The organism is Laceyella sediminis (assembly GCF_003003125.1).
GTDB classification, from domain to species: Bacteria; Bacillota; Bacilli; order Thermoactinomycetales; family Thermoactinomycetaceae; genus Laceyella; species Laceyella tengchongensis.
Genome location: NZ_PVTZ01000006.1, coordinates 71,311 through 96,149, shown reverse-complemented (window position 1 = coordinate 96,149; position 24,839 = coordinate 71,311). Strand labels below are relative to the sequence as shown.

Annotated in this window: 25 protein-coding genes and 1 riboswitch; of the genes, 19 read left to right on the top strand and 6 right to left on the bottom strand. The window is 52.4% G+C overall.

Annotation, left to right across the window (positions count from 1 at the left end; all coding sequences use genetic code 11):
• The first annotated feature begins 75 nt into the window (after positions 1-75).
• The 4 genes from panB to CLV36_RS08805 all read left to right on the top strand — a co-directional run bounded on the left by panB (position 76) and on the right by CLV36_RS08805 (position 3,670).
• Positions 76-942 carry a 3-methyl-2-oxobutanoate hydroxymethyltransferase gene (panB, locus tag CLV36_RS08820; RefSeq protein WP_106342429.1) on the top strand — a complete coding sequence of 289 codons (867 nt, stop codon included), beginning with the start codon at positions 76-78 and terminating at the stop codon, positions 940-942.
• A complete protein-coding gene (gene panC, locus CLV36_RS08815; protein ID WP_106342428.1) occupies positions 939-1,814 on the top strand; it encodes a pantoate--beta-alanine ligase in 876 nt (291 codons plus the stop codon). The genes panB and panC overlap by 4 nt, the downstream gene beginning before the upstream one ends.
• Entirely contained in the window at positions 1,799-2,185 is a 387-nt protein-coding gene (panD, locus tag CLV36_RS08810) for an aspartate 1-decarboxylase (RefSeq protein WP_102992309.1), read from the top strand. Before panC ends, panD begins: the two co-directional genes overlap by 16 nt.
• Positions 2,186-2,299: 114 nt before the next feature.
• On the top strand, positions 2,300-3,670 hold the full coding sequence (locus tag CLV36_RS08805; protein WP_181352939.1) for a tetratricopeptide repeat protein: 1,371 nt from the start codon (positions 2,300-2,302) through the stop codon (positions 3,668-3,670).
• Between the two features lie 37 nt (positions 3,671-3,707).
• Here the strand turns inward: CLV36_RS08805 and CLV36_RS08800 are convergent, their stop codons facing one another.
• The gene (locus tag CLV36_RS08800; RefSeq protein WP_106342426.1) at positions 3,708-4,061 is read right to left on the bottom strand and encodes a hypothetical protein; all 354 of its coding nucleotides are present in this window, start codon (positions 4,059-4,061) and stop codon (positions 3,708-3,710) included.
• Positions 4,062-4,257: 196 nt separating this feature from the next.
• Here CLV36_RS08800 and CLV36_RS08795 point away from each other — a divergent pair, with 196 nt between their 5' ends.
• On the top strand, positions 4,258-4,779 hold the full coding sequence (locus tag CLV36_RS08795) for an HXXEE domain-containing protein (protein ID WP_181352937.1): 522 nt from the start codon (positions 4,258-4,260) through the stop codon (positions 4,777-4,779).
• Positions 4,780-4,865: 86 nt separating this feature from the next.
• On the opposite strand, the gene CLV36_RS08790 is transcribed toward CLV36_RS08795, so the two are convergent.
• The 4 genes from CLV36_RS08790 to CLV36_RS08775 all read right to left on the bottom strand — a co-directional run bounded on the left by CLV36_RS08790 (position 4,866) and on the right by CLV36_RS08775 (position 8,824).
• Positions 4,866-5,585: an ABC transporter ATP-binding protein gene (locus CLV36_RS08790; RefSeq protein ID WP_106342424.1), complete on the bottom strand. Its 720-nt coding sequence runs from the start codon at positions 5,583-5,585 to the stop codon at positions 4,866-4,868.
• Positions 5,586-6,689: an ABC transporter permease gene (locus CLV36_RS08785; RefSeq protein WP_106342423.1), complete on the bottom strand. Its 1,104-nt coding sequence runs from the start codon at positions 6,687-6,689 to the stop codon at positions 5,586-5,588.
• A gap of 72 nt (positions 6,690-6,761) precedes the next feature.
• Positions 6,762-8,144, bottom strand: coding sequence for a sensor histidine kinase (locus CLV36_RS08780; RefSeq protein WP_106342422.1), 1,383 nt, complete (start codon positions 8,142-8,144; stop codon positions 6,762-6,764).
• A complete protein-coding gene (locus tag CLV36_RS08775; RefSeq protein WP_106342507.1) occupies positions 8,141-8,824 on the bottom strand; it encodes a response regulator transcription factor in 684 nt (227 codons plus the stop codon). The genes CLV36_RS08780 and CLV36_RS08775 overlap by 4 nt, the downstream gene beginning before the upstream one ends.
• Positions 8,825-9,205: 381 nt before the next feature.
• Between CLV36_RS08775 and CLV36_RS08770 the strand changes: the two genes are divergently transcribed.
• Positions 9,206-9,724 (top strand): PCYCGC motif-containing (lipo)protein, encoded by a 519-nt coding sequence (locus CLV36_RS08770; protein ID WP_106342421.1) that lies wholly within the window; start codon positions 9,206-9,208, stop codon positions 9,722-9,724.
• A 91-nt stretch (positions 9,725-9,815) separates the two neighbouring features.
• On the opposite strand, the gene CLV36_RS08765 is transcribed toward CLV36_RS08770, so the two are convergent.
• Positions 9,816-11,186 (bottom strand): MATE family efflux transporter, encoded by a 1,371-nt coding sequence (locus CLV36_RS08765; RefSeq protein WP_106342420.1) that lies wholly within the window; start codon positions 11,184-11,186, stop codon positions 9,816-9,818.
• A gap of 781 nt (positions 11,187-11,967) precedes the next feature.
• Between CLV36_RS08765 and CLV36_RS08760 the strand changes: the two genes are divergently transcribed.
• The 13 genes from CLV36_RS08760 (at position 11,968) to CLV36_RS08700 (ending at position 24,772) form a co-directional block, all read left to right on the top strand.
• The gene (locus tag CLV36_RS08760) at positions 11,968-12,453 is read left to right on the top strand and encodes a histidine phosphatase family protein (RefSeq protein ID WP_245888330.1); all 486 of its coding nucleotides are present in this window, start codon (positions 11,968-11,970) and stop codon (positions 12,451-12,453) included.
• 214 nt (positions 12,454-12,667) lie between these two features.
• Positions 12,668-12,864, top strand: a riboswitch (cobalamin riboswitch).
• A gap of 243 nt (positions 12,865-13,107) precedes the next feature.
• The gene (gene cobJ, locus CLV36_RS08755; protein ID WP_106342419.1) at positions 13,108-14,679 is read left to right on the top strand and encodes a precorrin-3B C(17)-methyltransferase; all 1,572 of its coding nucleotides are present in this window, start codon (positions 13,108-13,110) and stop codon (positions 14,677-14,679) included.
• Positions 14,680-14,761: 82 nt separating this feature from the next.
• On the top strand, positions 14,762-15,592 hold the full coding sequence (locus CLV36_RS08750) for a sirohydrochlorin chelatase (RefSeq protein WP_106342418.1): 831 nt from the start codon (positions 14,762-14,764) through the stop codon (positions 15,590-15,592).
• Positions 15,593-15,605: 13 nt separating this feature from the next.
• Positions 15,606-16,388: a precorrin-6A reductase gene (cobK, locus tag CLV36_RS08745; protein ID WP_106342506.1), complete on the top strand. Its 783-nt coding sequence runs from the start codon at positions 15,606-15,608 to the stop codon at positions 16,386-16,388.
• On the top strand, positions 16,381-17,031 hold the full coding sequence (locus CLV36_RS08740; RefSeq protein WP_106342417.1) for a precorrin-8X methylmutase: 651 nt from the start codon (positions 16,381-16,383) through the stop codon (positions 17,029-17,031). The genes cobK and CLV36_RS08740 overlap by 8 nt, the downstream gene beginning before the upstream one ends.
• 1 nt (position 17,032) lies before the next feature.
• Positions 17,033-18,211, top strand: coding sequence for a cobalt-precorrin-5B (C(1))-methyltransferase (locus CLV36_RS08735; protein ID WP_106342416.1), 1,179 nt, complete (start codon positions 17,033-17,035; stop codon positions 18,209-18,211).
• Entirely contained in the window at positions 18,132-19,382 is a 1,251-nt protein-coding gene (gene cbiE / locus CLV36_RS08730) for a precorrin-6y C5,15-methyltransferase (decarboxylating) subunit CbiE (RefSeq protein WP_106342415.1), read from the top strand. Before CLV36_RS08735 ends, cbiE begins: the two co-directional genes overlap by 80 nt.
• A complete protein-coding gene (gene cobI, locus CLV36_RS08725; RefSeq protein WP_106342414.1) occupies positions 19,372-20,091 on the top strand; it encodes a precorrin-2 C(20)-methyltransferase in 720 nt (239 codons plus the stop codon). The genes cbiE and cobI overlap by 11 nt, the downstream gene beginning before the upstream one ends.
• Positions 20,088-20,885 carry a precorrin-4 C(11)-methyltransferase gene (gene cobM, locus CLV36_RS08720; RefSeq protein ID WP_054096549.1) on the top strand — a complete coding sequence of 266 codons (798 nt, stop codon included), beginning with the start codon at positions 20,088-20,090 and terminating at the stop codon, positions 20,883-20,885. Before cobI ends, cobM begins: the two co-directional genes overlap by 4 nt.
• The gene (locus CLV36_RS08715) at positions 20,882-21,994 is read left to right on the top strand and encodes a cobalt-precorrin 5A hydrolase (RefSeq protein WP_102992323.1); all 1,113 of its coding nucleotides are present in this window, start codon (positions 20,882-20,884) and stop codon (positions 21,992-21,994) included. Before cobM ends, CLV36_RS08715 begins: the two co-directional genes overlap by 4 nt.
• Positions 21,991-23,397, top strand: coding sequence for a cobyrinic acid a,c-diamide synthase CobB (locus tag CLV36_RS08710; protein WP_106342413.1), 1,407 nt, complete (start codon positions 21,991-21,993; stop codon positions 23,395-23,397). Before CLV36_RS08715 ends, CLV36_RS08710 begins: the two co-directional genes overlap by 4 nt.
• Positions 23,390-23,944: a cob(I)yrinic acid a,c-diamide adenosyltransferase gene (gene cobO, locus CLV36_RS08705; RefSeq protein ID WP_102992325.1), complete on the top strand. Its 555-nt coding sequence runs from the start codon at positions 23,390-23,392 to the stop codon at positions 23,942-23,944. The genes CLV36_RS08710 and cobO overlap by 8 nt, the downstream gene beginning before the upstream one ends.
• 30 nt (positions 23,945-23,974) lie before the next feature.
• Positions 23,975-24,772 (top strand): HoxN/HupN/NixA family nickel/cobalt transporter, encoded by a 798-nt coding sequence (locus CLV36_RS08700; protein ID WP_102992326.1) that lies wholly within the window; start codon positions 23,975-23,977, stop codon positions 24,770-24,772.
• Positions 24,773-24,839: the final 67 nt, after the last annotated feature.

Sequence of the window (24,839 nt, the reverse complement as noted above, 5' to 3'; positions counted from 1 at the left end):
GTCCCTTTGTGTGGCTGATAGCGGCGTTTTCTATTTTCTCTGACCCAAGGGCCCTATGAAAAAGGAGGGTTCCTTGTGAGCACAGCTAAAAAACGTGTGACAACCCGAACACTAATCAAGATGAAACAAGCAAATGAACCGATCGCCATGATCACGGCTTATGATTATCCAGCAGCAAAGATGGCTGAGGCGGCCGGAGCGGACATGATTTTGGTTGGCGATTCGCTCGGCATGGTTGTGCTGGGCTATGATTCCACCATCCCGGTAACGCTGGAAGACATGTTGCACCATACGAAAGCGGTTACTCGCGGTGCTAACAGGGCGATGGTGATTGCCGATTTGCCATTTATGGTGGCGCACCTGTCGCGTGATGAAGTGTTGAAAGCTGCTGCGCGTCTCATGCAAGAGGGCGGGGCCTACGGAGTGAAGCTGGAAGGTGGTCGGGAGATTATAGAGAATGTCCGGGCTTTGACCCAAGCCGGTATCCCTGTGGTGGGGCACCTTGGTTTGACTCCGCAGTCAGTTAACCAATTGGGCGGTTACGTCATCCAAGGCAAAGAGTTGGCGGCGGCTGAGCAGCTGATTGAAGAAGCGCAACTTCTGGAACAAGCCGGCATTTGCGCATTGGTGCTGGAGTGCGTCCCTGAAGAGTTGGCCCGCCTGATCAGTGAGAAGTTGCGGGTGCCCACGATTGGCATTGGCGCTGGACGCCATTGCGATGGGCAAGTGTTGGTTTATCATGATGTGCTTGCACTCGGCGGTGAGTGGCATCCCTCATTTGTCAAAGTGTATCGCCAAGCGGGCCGCTTGATGACTGAGGGGATAGCAGAGTATGTGCAAGAAGTGAAAAATCGCCAGTTCCCGCAAGAGGAGCATGTGACGCACTTGGCTGGCGAAACAGCGGAGCAATTGTATGGAGCGAAAGAAGGAGCAACCGCATGAAAACGATTGAAACCATCCACGAATTGAGAACTGCGTTGAAATCGCGTCGTCAAGGGACCATTGGCTTTGTGCCGACGATGGGCTATCTCCATCAGGGGCATCTGAGTTTGGTCGAACGGGCCAAACAAGAATGTGACACCGTGGTGATGTCCATTTTCGTGAATCCATTGCAATTCGGTCCCGGTGAGGACTTGGATCGCTACCCGCGCGATTTAAAGCGGGATCAGGCGCTTGCCGAGGCGGCCGGGGTGGACTTTCTGTTTCACCCTTCTGTCAGTGAGATGTATCCCACAGAACCATTGACCCAGGTGCATGTGGAGAAAGTGACGGAGCGCTTGTGCGGCGCTTCCCGGCCAGGCCATTTTGCGGGCGTGGCCACAGTTGTGACCAAGCTGTTTCATATCGTGGCCCCGGATCGTGCCTATTTTGGCATGAAAGACGCCCAACAAGTGGCGGTGATCGAGCAGATGGTGCATGATCTGCATTTCCCAGTGACGATTGTCCCATGTCCGACGGTGCGTGAACCAGATGGGTTGGCGCTCAGTTCCCGCAATGTTTATTTGTCTCCAGAGGAAAGGGAGCAGGCGCTCGTCATTAATCGGACTTTGCGGGAAGTGGAGCAGAAATGGACGCAAGGGCATTTTACTAGCGCCGACGAGTTGGCTCAATTTGTGCGTGAACGGATTCAGACAGCGCCGTTGGCCGATATCGACTACGCGGAAGTGTTAACCTATCCGCGGTTGGAAAAGCCCAGCGCCGCATGGAAGGAGCAACGTTTGATCGTCGCTGTTGCTGTGCGCTTCGGGAAAACGCGTCTAATCGATAACGTACTGCTTGACGGGAGAGGGGAAAAGTCATGTTCCGAACAATGATGAAGGCCAAAATCCACCGCGCGACGGTGACGGAAGCCAATTTGAACTATGTGGGTAGCATCACCATTGATCAAGACATCTTGGATAAAGTGGACATCTTGCCGAATGAAAAAGTGCAAATCGTCAACAACAACAATGGTGCCCGGCTTGAAACGTATGTGATTCCCGGTGAACGGGGTAGCAAAGTCATTTGCCTGAATGGAGCCGCTGCTCGTTTGGTGCAACCGGGTGACCGCGTTATCATCATTTCCTATGCGATGATGGAAGACCAGGCGGCCCGGTCGCATAAACCGGTTGTCGCCGTGCTGGACGAAGAAAATAATATTGTAGAAATGCTGGGAGAAGAAGTACACGGCACTGTGCTGGTGTGACGCACTTTTCGCCCCTCCATGTCATCATGGGGGGGCGTTGTCGTTGTACATGGCATCCCCTCCATTTGGGCATACTTACCACATGCAATGTCGGACAAACGAGGGGGAAGCGGGATGTATTATCAGCAATGGCTACAATTGGTCGAACAGGCATTGGATGAAATAGAGACGCAGTATCCCAAAAGTCCGGTTGCGGAAAAAAGCAAATGGCGCAACCGGTTTTGTGAAATTAAAAAATCATGCGATCAGATGCTGGAGTCCTGGGCCGCAGTCATGGAACAAGTGACCAAATTGATGGAGAAGTATCCGGATTTGGACGGTGGAGATAAAGAGATCGAAGAAGAGGTGTGGTTGCATGAATCGGCGGTGCGTTCATTTCGGCAGGGGCAAGGTTACTACGGGCTGACGATGTTTAAGGAAGCCAACCAGTTGTTTCAGCAAGTGGTCGAGCAGGAGCCCGACTTTCTGCTCGGACGGATTTATCTGGGTTTGAGCCTGTTTCACGAAGGGCAATGGCATGAAGCCGAACGCCATTTTCAAATCGTAGCCAATACGGAAGCACATGATTCTTTTGTGGGTTTCGCCCATCAAATGCTGGGTTGCATCGCCGTTAAGCGGGGGGATGACCGCAAAGCGATCAAACAGTTTTCTAAGGTTACGTCACTCTTGCCCGACCATGCGGATGCGTGGTTTAATCTGGGGGCATGCCATTATCGATTGGGAGAGTATCATGAAGCGGTTCCGTATTTTTATCACGCTTTGTCCATCAATGAAGACGATTGGGAAGCAATGTATTATCTATCCCATTGCTATCGGCACTGTCAAGAATGGAGCAGTGTCTCTTTTTGGCGGCTGGCTTCATATGAAAAAACCAATCATCCCCGCATTTTGGAATCGATTGCCCATGATTATGAAGAGATGGGAGATCATGAACAAGCTTTGGCGTGGTATCAGCGCTTGCTTGGGGTGGACCTAAAGCATGCAGGAGCTTATCACGGCGTGGCTTGGAATCTGTGGGCGTTGGGGCGGACCGAAGAAGCGATCTTGTGGCTCAAAAAAGGGTTAACTTTGTTTCGGGACAATCAATCGTTGTTATTTGCGTATGTGTGGATGGAAATGGCTACCGGCCAGGCCGCCAAAGCGGAACGGACGCTGGCGCGGTTGCCCCTGGAACAGAGCGAGCAGCCGATGTGGTTAGCCATGCGCTCACATCTTTCTTCGCATCAGGGGAATTACCTTGAGGCCAATCGGTTGGCGGAGCGATTGATCCAGCAAGACCTTCCCGCTTTAAGAGCGTTGGGCCATTATCAGCGGGGGCGTATCCAGCTGGAGCAGAAACGCGTGGATGAAGCGATGCGCCATTTCAAAGAAGCGCGCCAGCTGGCCAAGGGTTGGAAAGATCCGCTCTTCTTTGAAGGCGTGTGCCACTTGATGAAAGGATGCCCTGACAGCACTCGCACGTGCTGGAGTGAGATTGTCACATAAAGAAAAAGCCACTTCATCGCCGGATGAAGTGGCTTTGTTATTGCGGTTTGAAATAACGCATATAGGAGGATTGGTTGGTGGGCCGTTTAAAAAGCAGACGGCCGTTCATATCATAATGGTATTCCATTTCGCGGTACTGTTCCACGACCCAATGGCCCGCGCCTTTTGACATGGCGGGTGGATCATGTGCTGGAACCGTAGTCGTCTTGACCCATTCCATCCCGTACTCGACCCGCTCCGCAGTGTGCTCGGGGGTTTTAGCTAGTGAAGGGACGGATTCTTCAATGGTGATGCTTTCTTTCCCGGCGATTAGTGCAAGCATCATCAGATTGATGCCAGCCAACGTGCCGATGGTGATTTGCCTCCATGATGGATGTTTCTTTTCCTGCAACGGTTCCACCTCCCCATCGACCACAGTATATGTGAAAGATAGACGGGTTAGTCCTCACAGCTGCATTTTGACCTTGTACTCAGCTGGATGAAGGAGTATGATCAAAGGTGACAATGGCCGGTTCGGCGACGGAAGACAACATGGTCGAACGGGCATCATTTGACTGCGCAGCGCTGGCATAAGGAGAGATGCGCCCGTGTTTGATCTGTCTTTTCTTTATTTTCAATGGCTGTTTCCCATTGTTGTCACGTTGCATAATCTGGAAGAGGCGATTTGGTTGCCTGCATGGTCGCAAACAGCGGGAAAGTGGCATGCCAAAGTGGGGAAGCGAGAATTCCGGTTTGCCGTCTTGGTTTTGACCGTTCTTGCCTATGGATTAACCTATCTAAGCTGGTCAAACGGACCGGAAAGTGTGTGGTCTTATCTGAATTGTGGATATATATTGGCCATGCTCTTAAATGTGTTTCTCCCCCACGTGGCGGCAACCATTGCCCTGTGCCGGCCTTGCCCTGGGGTCTGGACGGCAGTGGCCTGCAATTTGCCGATCAATTCATTGCTGTTGTATCTCGCTTTCCACGATCAATGGATCACGGGTAAGACCTTTCTGATCTTTGCACCGTTTACCGTGGCAGGGATTGCCTTATCTATCCCGCTCCTTTTTTTCATCGGCAAACAATTGCCCACCATCAAACGGAGGAATTCATCTCGTTCCTGCTGATCGGCCGCCTCTTAGCGGTGCCGTTTGCATGGCAGAGACACCCGATTTCCCTGATACGGGAAATCGGGTTTTGTGTTACCGGTAGGTTAGTGGTGGCTGTGTAGCGGTTGCGAGGCGGCTTTCATCCCGGCGGTTGCAATCAGCTTGCCGTCTTTGATTGTCAAAACCCGATCACACAGATCTAGCACTCGTTCATCATGTGTAACCATGATCGCCGCTTTTCTCCTGGATTTAACCTCATCCGCTAACATCTCCACCACCTGCCTGCCCCGTTTGGAGTCGAGGCTGGCTGTGGGCTCGTCGGCTAGGATCAATTCAGGGCTGTTCATCCACGCGCGCGCGATGGCCACCCTTTGTCGTTCTCCGCCCGACAGATGCTCGGGATAATGGTTGCGACGATGAGCGAGTCCCAAGTGCGCCAACAATTCATCGGCTTTTTGTTCCGCCTCTATGCCGCGTTTTTTGGCGATCTCAGCGACTAACAACAACTGGTCTCGCACCGTCAAGAAAGGAACGAGGTTGGATGTTTGAAAGACAAAACCGATTTTGTCCAACCGGATCTTGGTCATTTCCTTGGCGGAAAGGTTAGTGATATCTTGGCCGTCAAGGATGAGGCGACCTGCGGATGGGGACAGCAACACCCCAGCGATCGACAACAGGGTGCTTTTTCCTGAACCAGATGGGCCGACGATAGCGACAAATTCGCCTTCGTTTACATGAAAAGAGACATGATCCAGCGCTTTTACGGCGTTGTCTCCTGTGCCATATCGTTTGCTTACATCTTCAAACGCTAGTTTTGTTTTCATTTATTCTGCCCTCCCGATTGCTTCAATCGCATCCACGTTGGCGATGCGGCGCAAAGATAACAATGACCCCAATACGGACACAACCAACAGCAATCCGGAAAAGAGGAAAAATGTTTCTACGTCCAATCTGAAAGGCACGCTTTCCGGCAGGATCGATTCTACTCCGTATGTGAATCCGACACTAATTAAGATCGCTGTGACGGTGAGCAAAATCACTTGCCCCATCAGGCTGCGCGCCAGATCGGATGTGTTGGCGCCAAGCGCTTTTAACACGCCGAATTGATTGGTTTTTTGCAGAGTGATCACATAGAAAAACACGGCTTGTACAAATGAAGCGATCACAAAAAGAAAGACAATCATCATGGAGAGTGATCCTTGCTCTTCTTTATATCCGGGAAGATTCTGCAACGCGTCCTCTTTGGTGATCACATCGATCTCACTCACATCCCGTTTCAGCTCGTCAGCTTGAGAGGGAGTCATTTGTAATGCAATTGCGCTGTAATACCTTTGTTTCAGTTGCGGATTGGCGCGGATTAGATCGTCCCAATCTTTTAAATTCATAAACACTACTGGTGAATGGCTGAAGGTGTGACCTTCCGTAAATCCAACCACTTTCCATTTTTGATTTGTTTCGGGATCTTGGAGCCAATCCCCCAATCCAATTCCTTCTTGCTTAAGGGATGCATCCACCACCACTTGGTTTTTGTCCGTATTGTTGAAGTGGCTTCCTTCGGTAATGACGGGGGCTAGAAATTGGTTCGCGTCGATAGCGAAAAGGGTGACATCCATTTTGTTTTTGGTGCCCGCCTTGGTGACGGACAGCATTTTTTGTCCTAACGGGGTTGCTCCTGTCCCGGCTGTTATTTGTTTGATTTCCGTCCATTTATCCTCAGGGATCTGCGATCGGTTTAGTTTGTTTTCAGAGTCGGGCTGGATCACGAAATGATCCGCCTTCATGTTTAATAACGCGGCGGCATTGTCGGCGGACAGTCCATTGGCTAGGCCGGAGATAATGAAGACCAGCCAGGAAATGAGAATCATGATAAACCCGATCAGGAAATAGCGCAACTTGGCAAATTTCAGCTCTCTTAGGGCCAGAAACAAGTTTATTCACTCCTTTTCTGTGGTTCTGGCCCCATTATAGAAAGCAAATATGAACGGCAAATGAATGGAAAGTTACATCTGGGGCAGGCGAACGGTGAAGGTCGTCCCTTTGTTTTCTTGACTTGCCACTTCGATGTTTCCTTGGTGCGCTTCGATGATTTTATAGACGATCGCTAGTCCCAGTCCGCTACCATGATCATTCCGTTCCCGGGCTTTGTCTACTTTGTAAAACCGGTCGAAAATTCGCGGGAGATCCTGCTCCGGGATGCCGATCCCTGTGTCTTGAACAATTACGGCGATTTCTTTTTTACGTGCTTTGTCAATTTTGATCGTGATGGTTCCCCCGCGTTCAGTGAACTTGATGCTGTTGGTAAGCAAATTGATCCACACTTGATGTAGCAATTTGGGGTCGGCTTGAATGAAGGTTTCCGGTAACTCCATCTCAATGGCCAAGTCTTTTTTTCGCCATTGCCACTCCATCATGAAAACCACTTGTTTGATCTGGTCGGCCAAATCAAAGGTTGTCTTTTCCAACGCTCCGGCTTCTTTATCCAAGGAGGCCAACGTCAGCAGCTGTTTGCTCAACAAAGACAAACGATGGCTTTCTTTCTCGATGATAGACAAATAATGTTTTTGTTGCGCAGGGGGAATCTCTTCCGACTGCAATGTTTTGGAAAAGCCTTGGATCGATGCCAGAGGGGATTGAATTTCGTGGGACACGTTGGAAACAAACTCCTGCCGCATCTCGTCAAGGCGTTGCAAGCTTTGGGCCATGTGCGTAAAATGCCTTGCCAGCTGTCCGATTTCATCTTCGCGGTCCACATTTAACGAAAGGTTGTAATTGCCTTGGGCGACGATTTTCGTGGCGCGAGTCAGGATTCTGATCGGTTTGACGATGTAATGTGTACCAGCAAACACAAAAGCCACACTCAAGCCGATGGTGAGTGCGACCAACACGGCGAAAAATACCCGCATCTCCCCGAATAAATATTCAATGTCGGGTCGGATGAAAAGAGCGTGGCGCTTCCCTTTGATATCAATGGGAACGCCGATGGTGTTGCTCAATTCGTCATCGAAAAACCCGGTCACAAATATCTGTTTGGGGTATTGCGCGATGCCGTGGTATGTTTGTCCGCGCAAGACGTGGTTAATGGCGGCCAGCGCCAAGGTCGTGCCGCTGAATGGCCTTCCGAATGTTATCAGTTTTTTGCGTTCGTCTGTTAAAGCGATTTGATAACCCAGATCGGCTACGCTGTCCAGATACTGGTGCAAGTCGACTTCGGAGTTTGCTTGGTAAAACGATGTGACATTTTTGGCCATGCGGGTGATTTTTTCGTTATTGTAAGGTTTCAATTTGATTTGATAATAAAGGTTGCTCAATAAAAAAGCGATCAATCCGCTCAGTAACATAATAAAAATGGTCGTGGCCACAAACCTCATGTATAGTGTTTTCACTGTGTGTCGGCCTCCAATTTGTATCCGATTCCCCGTACGGTTTTGATGGTGAAATCATGCGTTTTATGTTTAAATCGTTCCCTTAACCTTTTCACATGCACATCAACCGTGCGCATGTCCCCTTCGAAGTCTGGCCCCCAGATCAAATGAATAAGCTCTTCCCGCGTGAAAACGCGATGGGGATAGCTGGCTAGTTGGGACAACAATGCGAACTCCTTCAAAGGAAGGATAATCGTCTGTCCGCGGCACCGCACTTCATAGCTTTTGCGGTCAATCACTGTCTGCCCGAGTTGGATGCAATCCGCATTGACCATGCGGTAGCGCCGCAATAATGCTTTGGCCCGAAACAGCAATTCTTTTGGTTCAAACGGTTTGACCAGATAATCATCGGTTCCAGACTGAAACCCTTTTTCTTTGTCAAGTAGCTGATCCTTGGCTGTCAGCATGATAACGGGGATGTCATAAAAATCGCGGATGTCTTGGCACAGCGCATAGCCGTCTTTGCGCGGCATCATGATGTCCACCACAGCCAAATGAATTTGCTCTTCTTCCAGAATTCGCATCGCATCTTCCCCATCTGCCACTTCAAACACGGTAAATCCTTCTTTCTGAAAATGAAAGCGTACCAGTTCTCTGATGTTCACGTCATCATCGGCAATCAACATATGTAACATGAGCAATAACCCCCAAGTCAAGTAAACAAAAGATTCCAAAGTTGGTCTGATATGCCATCGCGAAAACCCCAAGGAAGAAAGCAAGCCCTAATAAAGATAGGGTACCATATCCTATCAGGCAAGTGAAAAGCGCCTGCATGCAGATCACCCGCTCTCTTCTGCGGCTGTAAAGTGTCGGCAAAAAGTTCCCGGCGGCTAGGGCGTGTCTGATGAATAGGACAGCGGCTCCAAAACCATTTTCTCATTCGCTTCACTTGTGCATCGGCGCTCCTCGAGAATAGGTTTTTCCGCCGATTCTTTCCCACCAACTTGATTTGCCAGACACACCCTAGTTGCATTGTGTGTTATCATTTTTCATGTGGTTTTCCGAATTCGAGGTAAAGGGGGATGCATGTGCAACAGAAAAAATGGGCGATCGCGCTGGGTGCGTTGATGATCGTTGGCGGTTTGGCCGGTTGCGGCGTTCAGGAGGGAGCACAATCCCACGATTCTACGAGCCATGCTAACCATGGCGGACAACAGCATGTAGCCGGTGATGTTCGCGAATTGACGGCGGGAGTAACAGTGTTGCCTTCATTTGTGAAGGGGTTAGACCCCAAGGTAGGGCAGATCTACCAAATTGCCGCGGCGAACGCCGATGTGTTGAAATCGATGCCCTGCTATTGCGGTTGCGGAGAAAGTGTTGGACATAAGAGCAATCTGGATTGCTTCATCCACGAGATGAAACCGAACGGCCAGGTCGTATGGGATTCGCATGGCACCAAATGCGGCACTTGCCTAGATATTGCGGCGGAGTCGGCCATGCTGAAGCAAGAGGGGAAATCGTTGAAAGAGATTCGGCAAATCATCGACAGCAAGTACAAGGATGGCTATGCGGCGCCGACGCCGACACCTATGCCTTCATAAAAAACAGCACTCCCCAGTGTGTAGCCAAATGGTGGGGAGCGCTGTTTTTTTGTGATGGACGATATCAGCCTGCTGTATTCCGGTTTGTTGGTCATCGCAACTGTCTGGCGGGAGACGGTGCTGAGTGGCGGCGTTGGATTCGTATCAGGCGGCCCATCAGGAAGATCGCGCCGAAGGCCAAGCCGGAGATCAAGCCAATCCAGTAACCGAACGCGCCGAATGCCAGGTAGTTTGCCAACAGATAACCGATCGGCAACCCCAAGATCCAGTAAGAGATGAGGGCTACCAGAAATGCGGAGTTGACGTCCTTGTACCCGCGCAACGCCCCTTGAATGGGGGTGGCGATGGCATCTGATAATTGGAAAAAGATGGCATAGATCAAAAATTGTTTAGTCAGTTCCAATACGGTAGGGTCGGTAGTATAAAATCCGGCCACCTGCTCATTGAAGAGAATCAGCGCGATGGCGCAAATCACGGACATCAAGAGGGCGATCCCGATGCCTAGGAAGCTGTATTGGCGTGCGTCTTTGCTCCTCTTCGCCCCCACTTCAAAGCCGACGGCGATGGTCAAGGCCATGGAGATGCTCAAGGGCACCATGTAGAGGAACGATGCGAAGTTCAACGCCGCTTGGTGGGCGGCGATAGTCGCCGTGTCATAACCACTCATTAGTAGCGTGACGGCGGCGAAAATGCTGGTTTCGAAGAAGATCGCAAACCCGATGGGGACGCCAATCTTCAATTGTTCCTTCCATGCGGACAAAGACAGTCGGAACCATCGAGAGAACACGCGATAGTCGGAAAAGGGTTTGACTCGAGCGATCACTGCGAAGCTGATAAACATGATGCACCAATACGTAATCGCCGTAGCATAACCTGCTCCGACCCCACCCAACCGGGGAAAGCCCCATTTGCCAAAGATCAGCAGATAATTCAACCCGACATTGATTGGCAAGGACAGCAGGATGATGAACATGCTGACCCGTGTTTGACCCAACGCATCCATAAAACAACGCAAGACGGTATAGATAAATAGTGGCACAATGCCAAATGCCAGCGCGATTAAATAGTCGTGGGCGATCTGCCGAACCTGCGTTTCAAGGCTCATTCCGTTCAGGATGGGATCAAGGAGAAAAGTCCCGCATAGGATGACCGCGGCTGCTATGGCCACCGCCAAGTAAATGCCTTGAATCACTTTAAATGGCACTTCGTTGTTCCGCTTGGCCCCGACTAATTGGGAGACGATCGGGGACAACGATAACAAAATCCCGTTCAACCCAGTGAAGACGGGAGACCAAATGCTAGAACCGATCGCCACCCCGGCTAAGTCACGGGCGCTGGCGTGGCCTGACATCACCGTATCGAAAAAGTTCATTGAAAACAGAGTCAATTGGGTCACGAGAATAGGTAATAAAATAATCAGAAACTGGTATGTTTTTTGTTTTACAGAATGTGTTTGATTCATTGTTCTCTTCCTCTTATATTGAAAATCAACGCGCATCTTCCGTCCACGCTAGCAGATTTGAGAGGGTAATTCAATGCTTTTTTTCAAGTCAAATAGGCGTGGAATCTCGTAGCGCAGATTTAGATAATCAACACCCCAAAAAAGTCAGTTTTTTGAAAGCGGCGTTCAGCAACCATGCGCATAAGACGCAGCCATCGTTAAGGGACATGCTACCAATAAGCCGACAACCCGCGTGGGACAAATGGATGTGTCAGCCTTCTTGACGCAAGTGGCTTCAAAACCATTTTCTCATTCGCTTCACTTGTGCATCGGCCTCCTCGAGAAAAGGTTTTTCCGCCGTTTCTACCCTACCGACTTGATTTGCCAGACACACCCTAGTAGGCCACCAAACGCCGTCCAGGGTGAAGCCGTGTGATTGCCATTGAGATACACCTCGCTTTGCAATGAGCTCGCAGGTTGGCACTGAGCGGGCATGGATATGAGATTTGCCCCTTCCTGCAATTTTATTTATTAGATTATAAAAAATATTATATAATTGGATTGTTGATGGGGCAAAATGAGTAACTTCTAAGATAAAAGTGATGTACGGAGAATCTTTTCCCGATGAGTGAATAAAGCGAGAGAAAAGGAGATTGAAATACGAGCCCTTCGTTATTTCCGCGTTGTTTTCATTCACTTGTTCCGCTGGTCGCTGGCGGCTGTTTCAAGCAGAAAGGATGGAATGCATGAAAATCGGTTTGGTTCGCCATTTTAAAGTGAAGAAAGAATTTCCGAAAAATTTTTGCTGACACAACAGGAATTATCGCAATGGATTCAGGAGTATGATGTCGCTGATATAGAAGAAGGCGAAGTGGATTTAGGAAATATCGCATGGAAACGCTGTTTCACCAGCGATTTGCCGCGGGCGGAAAAAACAGCGCGCAAAATTTATCAAGGGCCGATCACCGTGACAAAAGCATTGCGTGAAATCCCGATCTGTCCGCTTTTTCGCAACCAAGAGGTGAAATTGCCGCTTTGGGCCTGGGGTTTGATTATGAGGGGAGCTTGGCTTTGCAATCACCGCTCGCAAATAGAGGTCAAACAGGATGTACAGAGGCGCTTGACGGACGTCATAGATGAAATCATGTCCCGCAACGGGGAAGACACGCTGATTGTCAGCCATGGGATACTGATGGTGTCCATGCGCCAAGAACTCCTGAAAAGAGGATTTAAGGGGCCACGCTTGGGCACACCGGCAAACGGCAGGATGTATGTGTTTGAAAAATGAGCCCTGGATAGCGGCATGGAAATGGCGCAGAAATGGGTGTGTATTCTATCAGAAAGTTGACCTGATTTAAACTGTTAATCAACTATGAATAATCAAGGAATTAAAAGCATCCGATTAAAATGACGCGTCTATTCTGCGATAATGCCGGTGGAAAAATTGAAAATATGCAGGCTAGTAAGTTACAATTTCAATATAATGATTTTGTTAAAAAATGAATATCTTTGTGGGAAAAGGTGGAGCGCAAGATCTGCGCTCCCGAAGAGGGAAGATCGGTGAGAATCCGACGCGGTCCCGCCACTGTGAATGGGGAGTCTGAGTTTGGCCACTGCATTTGTCGATGATGGGAAGGCCAGATTCAAACTAAGACGATGATCCATGAGCCAGGAGACCTGCCTTTTCTGACAACACCGCTTGACCTACGCGGATGGGGAGGTGTTTATAGGGACGGCAAGAGATGCATGTGCCCATGTGGGATGTGTCTACTTGGTGTCTGCGATTCTGCGCCTATAAACACTTTCTGCCCGAGTGAGCGGAAGGTGTTTTTTCATTTTCCTGACAGATCAAAGTGTGTTGGAAGGAGCTTTTATTCGCTTTGATGGTTGAACATTTTTAATAGAATTAATATTCAATTATATCATGAGATGGGGTGATTGGATGGGCCGTCCAGTCGGCAAGATCTTGTTGGTCGGGTTTGGGCCGGGACATGCGGAGCACATAACGGCGCGTGCCCGTTCTGCGTTGATGGAGAGTGAAGTGATCGTCGGGTACAACACCTATGTAGACCTTATCCGTCCGCTTTTAACGACGCAACAGATTGTGCGCACCGGAATGACGGAAGAAGTGAGCCGGGCGCAGGAGGCGGTCAGGCTGGCGGAAGCTGGCAAAAAGGTGGCGGTGATTTCTAGCGGTGACGCTGGTGTGTACGGGATGGCCGGTTTGGTTTACGAGGTGTTGATTGAAAAAGGGTGGCACCCGGAAACCGGCATCGATGTGGAGGTGATCCCGGGAATTTCGGCGATCAACTCATGCGCTTCGCTGTTGGGAGCGCCGGTGATGCACGATGCTTGCACCATCAGCTTGAGCGATCATCTGACTCCATGGGAAGTGATTTCAAAGCGGATTGAAGCCGCTGCTGCTGCCGACTTCGTCATTGCCTTGTACAACCCCCGTAGCGGGCGCAGAACCAAGCAAATCATTGAAACGCAAAAAATCCTTTTGAAACATCGTTCCCCGGATACCCCGGTGGGATTGGTGAAGAGCGCGTATCGCGAACGGCAGCAGGTGGTGTTGACCACCCTTGGCCGGATGCTGGATCACGAGATTGGCATGCTCACCACCGTGCTGATCGGCAATGGGAGCACGTTTGTGCATGAAGGATTGATGATTACGCCGCGCGGATATCAGCGCAAATATACGTTGGACCAGACCGTGCAGGCTTTGAAACCGCACGAGCGCCTGCGTCCAGAGGCAGAGCCGTGGGCCCTCGAAGCTGAGGGTGCGCCGGACGCGGCAGACGAGATGAGTCCCGTGCAGTTAGCTGAAGAAGCGCTGTCGATGTTGGAAAGGCGCGAGACAGGCGTCGCGTCGATTTTTGAAGTGGCGGTGTCAGCGGGCTTGGCAGAGAAAAAAATCACACCGGAGCAGATGAGCTGTCTGGCAGAGGTGGCTGGGGCAGAGGGTGAGATCCATTATACGCCCGATCACCGGTTGTTGCTGAAAGTGCCGACGGAAAACCCGGATCGCGTGGTGGAGCAGTTGAGCGCGGCGGGACTTCTTCTGGAGCCAGTAGGTAATGTAGTCCAACTGAAGGCTTGTGATTTTTGTGATGGGGACAAGGGGGAGTCGATCCCGCAGTTGGAGGAATTACAGAAACGGATTGGGGGCTTGGGTGTCCCTAAGGAGCTGAAGATTGGGTTTAACGGTTGTGCGATGGCTTGCTACGGAGCGGTGACTGAGGATATTGCAATCGTACATCGCCGTGGCACGTATGATTTATTTTTGGGAGGCAAGAAAATTGGGCGCAACGCCCAAGTGGCCAAACGGGTGGCGGAAGGGCTCACCCCTGATGAGTTGATCGCCGCGGTTGAACAAACGGTGCGCGCCTACAAAGAACAGGCTGAGCCCAATGAGCGCTTCCATAAATTCTTCAAACGGGTGGAAGAGATTGGCGGGTTCCGATACACCGAAGGCCAGATCACGATTGAACCGCTAGCTTGTGGCGATTAGGCAGGGTGAGTCCATCGTTCTGGCTCGGAAGAGCATGTGGCGCACAGGTCGCGTCCAATTTCAACGGATGGGAGAGAGCGAGATGGAAGCGATATTGTTTGTGGGTCATGGAAGCCGTGATGCTGAGGGGAATGAAGAATTGTTGCAATTCACCGCACAGATGGCGACCAAGTTTACGGAACCGATTGTGGAGACCTGTTTCTTAGAATTTGCCCAGCCGGACATGCATGCCGGAGTGAAGAGAGCTGTTGACAGGGGGGCTACTTCGATCAAAGTGATTCCGCTGATGCTGTTCATGGCAGGGCATGCCAAAGTGCACATTCCTTTATTTTTGCAGGAGGCGCAAGCGGCCTATCCCGATGTTCGGTTTGTATACGCGCGGGCGCTTGAGGTGGAGCCATTGGTATTGCCCATCTTGGAAGCGCGGCTTCAGAGCTTGCTTAGGGTTGGGGAAACGGAAGAGACGGCCGTGTTGCTGGTGGGGCGGGGATCGAGTGATGCCAACGCTAACAGCGACTTGTATAAGATCACCCGCCTGTTGTGGGAACGTTTGCCTGTCCCGTGGGTGGAAGCTTGCTTCATCGGGGTGACGGACCCACGGCTTAACGAAGGATTGAACCGGTGCCTTCGATTGGGTGCCAAACGGGTGGTGGTGTTGCCGTATTTCTTATTTACCGGCGTGCTGATCAAGCGGATGGAGAGGATGGTGCGTGAGTTTAATGAGACCAACGTCGGTGCAGAAGCGGTGATGGTTTCTTACCTCGGGTGTGACGAAGGGCTGGTGGATATCTGGAAACACCGCGTCGACCAGTTGGAGCAGGGGCAGGCGTTGGACTGGGAAACCTTGGCCAAACAGGCGGTCGCTACCGGACACCACCATCATCATGACCATCATCACCACCATGACCATTGAAGGGGGAACAGCAGTGATTTTTCTGTTGGCCGGAACAAGTGATGCCCGTGAGTTGGCTTGTTTGTTGCAACAAGAAGGGTATCCACTCGTGGCCTCGGTTGTGACCGAAAGTGCCGCCGTCAGCTTGCGGGAAGCAGGCGTTTCTGTGCGGGTGGGCCGATTGACGGCGGATGAAATGGTTGCCGTTCTAAAGGAACAAGGTGCTGCCATGGTGGTGGACGCCAGCCACCCGTTTGCCGAAGAAGCATCCAAAAATGCGATCCTGGCGGCTGATAGCGCAGGCATCCCCTATCTCCGCTACGAACGCCCGGAATGGAAGGGCGAGCGTCATCCACTCATCGAGACCGTATCCTCTTATCAAGAGGCGGCGGAAGCGGCGGCGCGCCGAAAAGGGGTGGTCATGCTGACGACAGGGAGCAAAACGTTGGACATCTTCGTCCAGAGATTGTTGCCGGAACCGGGCGTGCGGTTGGTTGCTCGGATGTTGCCACGCAAGGATAACATGGAAAAATGCGAACGGTTGGGTTTGGAGCAGAAGAATATCATCGCCATGCAAGGGCCGTTTGGCAAAGAATTGAACAAGGCCTTGTACCAACATTATAAAGTGACCACCGTCATTACCAAAGAGAGCGGGCAGATCGGTTCGGTCGATGAGAAGGTGGAGGCCGCTTTGGAGTTGGGGTTACATGTGGTGCTCATTTCCCGGCCGCGGATCGAATATGGCCGCGCCTTGGATAAGATCGATCAAGTGCTAGATCAGGTGCGAGCAGAATTAGGAGGAATGTTCCATGAGTGAGTCTTTTCGTCCCGTCACCACTAAACCTCAGGAGATTGAGAATTTAAGCTTTCAAATGATTGCCGACGAATTGGGGGCACATGATTTTGCGCCGGAGCAATTTCCCATTGTGCAGAGGGTAATTCATGCAACCGCCGACTTTGAGTTGGGTCGAAGTGTTGTGTTTCATCCTGATGCAGTGCGAGCGGGCATCCAAGCGATCCAAGCCGGCAAGCCAATCGTGGCTGATGTGCAGATGGTGCAGGTGGGGATCAACAAAATGCGTTTAGGGAAATTTGGTAGCGATGTGCGAGTGTATATCTCTGACAGCGATGTGATGGCAGAAGCCAAACGGTTGGGGACGACCAGAGCGATTGTGGCGATGAGGAAAGCAGTCGCCGAGGCCGAAGGCGGCATTTTCGCGATCGGCAACGCCCCCACGGCGCTTTTGGAATTGATTCGCCTGGTTCGGGAGGGGGTGGCCAAACCAGGGCTCATCGTGGGTGTGCCTGTAGGTTTTGTATCTGCGGCGGAGTCGAAAGAGGAGCTGTTGAAGCTAAATGTACCATTTATCACCAACTTGGGCCGCAAGGGAGGCAGTCCGACGGCGGTGGCGATTGTAAATGCCTTAGCCATGATGGCTGAACGGGAGATGAAAGCGTGACATGAAGTCAACGCAGGCAGCAAGCGAAGAAAAGCCGCTCCGTACGGGATATACTACGGGAGCCTGCGCGACGGCGGCGACCAAAGCAGCTTTGCTCTCGTTGATCACCGGGGAAGCCGTCCGAGAGGTGACGATCCGCTTGCCGATCGGCCAAAAGGCGGTGTTTGCCATGGATGAGGTACGGATGGATGGAAACCATGCGCGAGCCAGTACGGTCAAAGACGGCGGGGATGACCCCGATGCCACGCATGGGGCGACGATTGTGTCCACCGTCACCTGGTTGCGTGAACAAGGAATCGAGATTGACGGTGGTGTCGGTGTGGGTCGGGTGACTAAGCCGGGCTTGCCGATTCCGGAGGGGGAAGCGGCCATCAACCCGGTGCCCCGGCGGATGATCAGGGAGACGGTGGAGACGGTGCTAGCCGAACATGGGGTGAACCGGGGTGTCAAAGTGGTCATCTCTGTTCCAGAAGGGGAAGTGATCGCCCAGAAAACGTTGAACGCCCGTTTAGGAATTATCGGTGGCATTTCCATCTTGGGTACGCGGGGGATCGTGGTTCCGTTCTCAACTGCTGCTTACCGGGCCAGTGTGGCGCAGGCGATCCAAGTGGCCAAAGCCAATGGTTGCCGTCATCTCGTGTTGACTACGGGTGGTAGCAGTGAAAAACATGCGATGAAGTGTTTCCCTCATCTGCCGGAAGAAGCTTTTATCCAGATGGGCGATTTTGTAGGTTTTGCATTGAAACACGCCAAACGGGCCGGAGTGGAACGAGTGAGTTTAGTAGGGATGATGGGCAAGTTTTCCAAGGTAGCCCAAGGTGTGATGATGGTTCACTCCAAAAGCGCCGCGGTCGACTTTGGTTTTTTGGCGGCGGTGGCGGAGGAAGTGGGGGCACCCCCCGATTTGGTGCAGGCGGTACGTGAGGCTAACAGCGCGACCCACGCGGGCCAGCTGATGGAAGAAGCCGGGCGGATGTCGTTTTTCACGCGGTTGAGCCAGTTGGTCTGCCGTCAAGGCTTGCGGCATGTGGATGGAGGCCTGACGATTGAAACGGTGTTGGTGAAAATGAAGGGTGAACTGTTGGGGAGGGCGGAATGGAGTGGCACAGATGGTGAAACTGATTGGGATCGGTGCGGACGGGAAAGATGGACTCCCCCCGCATTGCCGGAAATGGATTGAAGAAGCGGATGTTTTGATCGGCGGAGAGCGCCATTTGGCTTATTTTCCTGAGCATAGGGGAGAGAAGTGGGTACTCAAAGGCGGCATCATGGGCATGATCGGCCGCATTGCCGAAGTGATGGCGGAGCGGCGCGTGGTTGTGCTCGCTTCGGGCGACCCCCTATTCTATGGAATTGGTCGCTTGCTGGTGCGGCGTCTCGGCGGAGAGCGGGTGGAGATTCTTCCCCATGTGAGTTCGTTACAGCTGGCGTTCGCCCGCATGGGGGAAAGTTGGCAAGGGGTACCGGTAGAAAGTCTCCATGGCCGCCCGTTGTTCGGCTTGGCCCAACGCATCGACGGGCAGGATATGGTGGCGCTACTGACGGATGACCAGAATACGCCTGGGGCAATTGCCAACTATTTGTTGCGGTTCGGCATGACTGAATACAAGGCGTTTGTGGCTGAGAATTTGGGCGGCGCGGATGAACGGGCGGGCTGGTGGGAGTTGGAGCCAATGGCGCAAGCGGAGTTTTCTCCACTCAACATCGTGATCTTAAAACGCCGGGAAGGGGCACGAAGCCAGCCTTGGTTCATGGGCATGGATGATGATGCCTTCATTCAGCGCAAGCCGGATAAAGGGCTGATTACGAAAAAAGAGATTCGCCTGCTCAGCCTGACAGAGATGCGTTTGCAGAAAGAAAGTGTTGTCTGGGACATTGGAGCCGGTTCCGGTTCAGTGGCGATCGAGGCTGCTAAGTGCGCAACGCACGGCCAAGTGTATGCAATTGAGAAAAATGAGGCGGACATCGCCAACATCGAAGCGAACTGCATCAAGTTCCGTGCCGACATCCACGCCGTTCACACCAAAGCGCCCCAAGGGTTGGACAAGTTGCCTGATCCTGACGCGATATTCATCGGCGGGAGTGGTGGAGAGCTGTCCGAGCTACTTACGGTGTGTTGTTCCCGATTGCGGACGGGTGGTCGATTGGTTATCAATGCCGCCACGATTGAAACACTGTCGACTGCTTTGGCCGGCTTGGAAGCGGCGGGCATGGCGGTGCGGGTGACGCTTATGCAAGTGTCGCGGAGCAAGCCGATTCTGAATATGACCCGATTTGCCGCGCTCAATCCGACATATGTCATCGCTGCATGGCGGCCGGATGGGGAAGAGGGGGATGTACATGAGCAATGAAGCGCGTTATGGCAAACTGATTGGCATCGGAGTAGGGCCAGGCGATCCCGAATTGCTTACCGTGAAGGCTTATCGCATGTTGAAGGAAACCCGCGTCATCGCTTATCCCAAAAAACGCAAGGGTGAAAAAAGCTATGCCTTGTCCATTGTGGAGCAGTATGTAAAAGCCCAGGAAAAAGAGATGGTTGGCTTGATTTTTCCGATGACGCGCGATCCGGACGTTTTGTCGCGAGAGTGGGATCAAACAGTGGCGACGGTGTGGTCCCATCTGGCACAGGGGAAAGATGTCGCTTTCGTGACAGAGGGCGATCCCATGCTGTACAGCACCTTTATTCATCTGGGGCGCCGGATGCGGAAGCTTCATCCGCAAGTGGAAATCATGTCCATCCCCGGCATTTCGTCAGTGAATGGAGCTGCGTCCCGCTTGCACCTTCCCTTGGCGGATGGGGATGAGCAAGTGGTTATCGCACCGGCGACGGCCGATCGGGAAGCGATGCGACAGGTGCTACAAACGCATGACGCTGTGGTGTTTTTAAAAGTGGCCAAAGTGCTCGACTTGTTGCTTGACATTCTGGACGAACTGGATCTGCTTGACCGGGCGGCGGTGGTGAGCAAAGTGAGCTCGCCCGAAGAGCAGATCTGGTGGGATGTGCGGGAGTTAAGAGGGAAGAAGTTGGGATATCTTTCATTGATGGTGGTGAGGAAATGACAGCGTTGGCGGCTAAAGTGTATATCGTGGGAGCGGGCCCTGGCGATCCTGAGTTGATCACGGTGAAAGGCATGCGGATCATTGAGACGGCCGATGTGGTGTTGTACACTGATTCACTGGTGAATGAAGCCTTGATCGCCAGAGCCAAACCAGAAGCGACCGTTGTGCCAAGTTCAGGGATGGAGTTGGGGCAACTGGTTGATTGCATGGTGGTTCATGTGCGTCAAGGGCGTAGTGTGGCCCGGGTACATACCGGTGACCCCGCCGTATTCGGTGCGATTTTTGAGCAGATGGTGGAGTTGAAGAAGTATGGGGTTGAAGTGGAGATCATTCCAGGTGTTAGCTCCGTGTTTGCCGCAGCGGCCGTTTTGGGGGCGGAATTGACGATCCCCGAGTTGACGCAAACGGTCATCCTGACCCGCGCAGAAGGGCGGACACCCGTGCCGGAGCGTGAGAAGCTATCAACGCTTGCCGCCCATCACGCCACACTGGCTCTGTTTTTAAGCGCTACCCTGACTAAGAAAGTGGTGCGCGAACTGCGGGAAGCCGGCTGGGCGGATGAAACCCCTGTCGCAGTGGTGCAACGGGCTACTTGGCCAGATCAACGCATTCTCCGCACCACGCTCGGTAACTTAGACGAGGAGATGCGCCGAGCAGGCATTCGTAGTCATGCCATGATTTTGGCCGGGTGGGCTTTGGACCCATCCCGGTTGGCGGATGGGGGCGCGTTTCGCTCTCGCCTGTACGACAAGACGTTCACACATGGGTTTCGAAAAGGGGTGGATGGCGCATGAAGCGACCCCTTGCTTTCGTGGCCATCACCAAACACGGAGTGCATATGGTGCGCCGGTTGCAAGAACAGTTGGAACAGGCCGATGTCTATTATATGGACAAGTTTGCGCGCGGGGATGAGGCGGCGCGGTCAATTGTGCTGTTTCAAGGCTCAGTCAAACATATTCTTCCGGATTTGTTCCGCCGGTATGACGGCATTGTCCTGTTCATCTCTTTAGGTGCGGTAGTGCGCATGATCGCCCCGATCTTGCAAGACAAAAAGACAGACCCCGCCGTTGTGGTGGTGGACGACAAAGGGAAATTTGCCATCAGTGTGTTGTCGGGTCATCTGGGTGGTGCCAACGAACTGGCGAAGCGCGTGGCCGCTCAAGTAGGGGCGACGCCGGTCATCACTACGGCTTCCGATGTTCAGCAAACGATCGCTGTCGATTTGTTTGGCCGTTCCTTTGGTTGGGAGATTGAAAGCTTCGCCAAGGCTACTCCAGTGAGCGCAGCGGTGGTGAATGAAGAGCGGGTAGCAGTGATCCAGGAATCGGGGGAACCGTACTGGTGGGATTATGACCGCCCGTTGCCTGATCATATTCGCGTGGTTGATTCATGTGCAGAAGCCGACCAAGCGAAATTTGACGCGGCGTTGGTGGTGACGCACCGCCTCTTGGACGAACAAGAAGAACAGCGCTATTTGCATAACGGGGTGCTCTACCGACCCAAGGTGTTGGTGTTGGGCATCGGGTGCAACAAGGGGACGTCGGCGGAAGAGATTGAGCATGTGATCGTGCAAACGCTGAACGAACAGCGTTTTTCTCTGCGTAGTGTCCGCAATGTGGCGACGATTGACTTGAAAAAAGAAGAGCCGGGTTTGTTGTCTGTCTGCAAAAAATATGGTTGGCGCTTGGACACGTACACCCCGGATGAACTCAACACGGTCACCTTGCCTGACCCTTCCCCCACCGTTTACCGTTACACTGGCGCTTACGGTGTCAGTGAGCCTGCCGCGCTTTTGTCGGCGGGAGCGACAGAATGGTTACTCACTAAAAAGAAGGCGGGCAATGTGACGATATCGATTGCCCAAGTTCCTTTTCCCTCAGTGAAGGAAGTGATAAGACGATGATGAAACGGCCAAGATTGCTGATTGCCGGGACAGGCAGTGGCGTAGGAAAGACGACGATCACCTTGGGCGTCATGGCGGCTTTCCGGCGCCGGGGACTGAAAGTGCAGGGGTTTAAGTGCGGTCCTGACTATATTGATCCTACTTACCACACGGCGGTGACAGGTAGGGTGTCGCGCAATGTGGACACCTGGATGTTGACCGAGGAGAACATGCGCGAATGTTTCATCCGCGGCAGTGACGGGGCTGATTTGTCCGTGGTCGAAGGAGTAATGGGGTTGTACGACGGCAAAGATCCGCTCAGCGAACAAGGCAGTAGCGCTTCGATTGCCATGGCGCTCGACTGTCCAGTCATCCTCGTTGTGAATGTACACAGCATGGCCCGCAGTGCGGCGGCGGTTGTGCTAGGATACCAGCGGTTAAATCCCCAGGTGGCGATCAGGGGAGTGATTGCCAACCGGGCGGGAAGCAAAGGGCATTACCGGTTGGTGAAAGCGGCGATTGAGCAAGAATGCGGTATCCCGGTATTGGGTTGGCTGGCCCGGGATGAGTCGATGACGTTGCCGGAACGCCACTTGGGACTGGTGCCTGCGGTTGAACGTGGGGAATGCGAGGATTTGTTTGCCCAATTGGCTGACAAGGTCGAACAAGGTGTGGATATGGAGCGTTTGCTCGCGATTGCGCAAGATGCCCCTCCTCTATCGATGCCATCATCCTCATATCTGGATGCGGTGCCTGTTTTGCCAGGAGCGCCGGTGGTGGCGGTGGCGAAAGATTCTGCTTTTCATTTTTATTATCCAGAAAACCTGGAGTTATTGGAGCGACTGGGGGCGAAATTGGTGTTTTTTAGCCCGTTGGCTGACGAAGCCGTGCCGGAAGAAGCGGATGGCCTGTTGATCGGCGGAGGCTTCCCCGAGGAGTTTGCGGAACGCTTATCCCGCAATGAACGGACTAAACAGTCCATCCGTCGTTTCATCCAGTGCGGGAAGCCCGTGTTTGCAGAGTGTGGTGGATATATGTATTTGGCGCGATCCATTGAAACCACTTCGGGGCAAGTATATCCCATGGTCGGCTTCATCCCTGGTCGGGTGCGGATGCAACACCGCTTAAGTGCATTGGGATATCGGGAAGTGCGGGCCACGGATGACAACTTGTTATTTGCCAAGGGCGAGTCGGCCCGTGGACATGAATTCCATTACTCTTCGCTGGAGCCTGAGGCCGGATCGACCTGGCCGTTTGCTTACACAAGTGAGGGACGGCGAGGGGAGATGAAGGAAGGGTATGCCCAAGCCAACGTGTTGGCCGGGTACACACACCTTCACTTCGTTTCCAATTCACGCATTGCCGCTCGCTTTTTGCAACATTGCACAAAAGCCCGGCAACAAAGGAGTGGGGAATATGCCTGAGCGAGCTAAAGCCGGCCGGCAAGGATTGACACTGGTTTATACCGGAGACGGCAAAGGAAAAACGACGGCGTCGCTGGGACTCGCCTTGCGAGCGGTAGGCCGGGGGCAACGGGTGGGGATTTGGCAATTCATCAAATCGCCGCAACGCACCTATGGTGAACAATTGGCACTGAAAAAACTGGGCGTGGAGGTGCGACCATTGGGCGTCGGCTTCACTTGGACCAAAACACCGGAAGAGCATCGCACCGCATTGGCAGAGGCCTGGATGGTGGTGAAAGAGCGGGTCATGAGTGGAGAGTATGATGTTGCTATTCTCGATGAAATCAATAATGCATTGGCGATCACTTCGTTCCCCATCGACGATGTTTTGCCGCGGGCGGAAGTGCTGTCCTTAATCGAACAGCGGCCGAAGCATACGCATTTGGTGCTGACGGGGCGCAACGCCTTGCCGGAAGTGATGGAACGTGCTGATCTGGTGTCGCGGATCGAACCGGTGAAACATTATTATGATGCTGGTGTGTCCGCTGTCAAGGGGATTGAATTCTAGTTGAATACCATGCGAGGGGGAGATTGATTGATGGGAGAATGGTCGTTGTTTGCATTGGTGTTCGCCTTGGGGTTGAAGCATGGGTTGGATGCGGACCATCTGGCCTGCATCGACGGATTGACGCGATACAATTGGCATAAGCGGAATACCATGGCCCGTTGGGTAGGCACCTTTTTTTCATTGGGGCATGGCTTGGTTGTCACTGGCGTGGCTGTGATCATCGGGGTCGTCAGTCAGATGTTCACCTTCCCTGATTATTTTGATGAAGTGGCTACCTGGATGTCCATTATCACTTTGTTAACGATCGGCACCCTCAACATATTTAATCTGGTGAAATGGACCAATAAGCAGGAGCCGTTTCAACCGCAAGGAGTGAAAGGGAAATGGATTCCCCGCTCCTTGCGCGAAACCAGCAACCCCTTTCTGATCGTCCTGATCGGCGGGGTGTTGGCCCTCGCCGCCGACACGGTGAGCCAAACATCTGTCTGGGCGTTGGCCGCAGGAAATAGTTCCGAGTGGATGCCCCTCATGCTGGGCGTGACGTTTACGGTCGGTATGGTGATCACCGATACGCTTGATTCCGTCATCATCTACCGTTCCCTCAAAGGAAGTGACCAAACCAGTAAATGGGTATCGCTTACCATGGGTTGGTTAATTGTGCTGTTGGCTTACGGCATCGGTTTTTATGAGCTGTTCATCTATTTTAAACCGCAGGCGGAATTGGAGTTAGAATGGCTTGGTGTCGCTTTGTTCACCGTTTTCCTACTCTTCTTCCTCTTTATCACTTGGCAAAAAAAGGACGGAGTGCGACGGGACGAAACGGCTTGAATAGATAGTGCTCCCTTTCAAACCAACCGGCGATATAGGTGATGAAAGAAAACAGGATCGACACGGG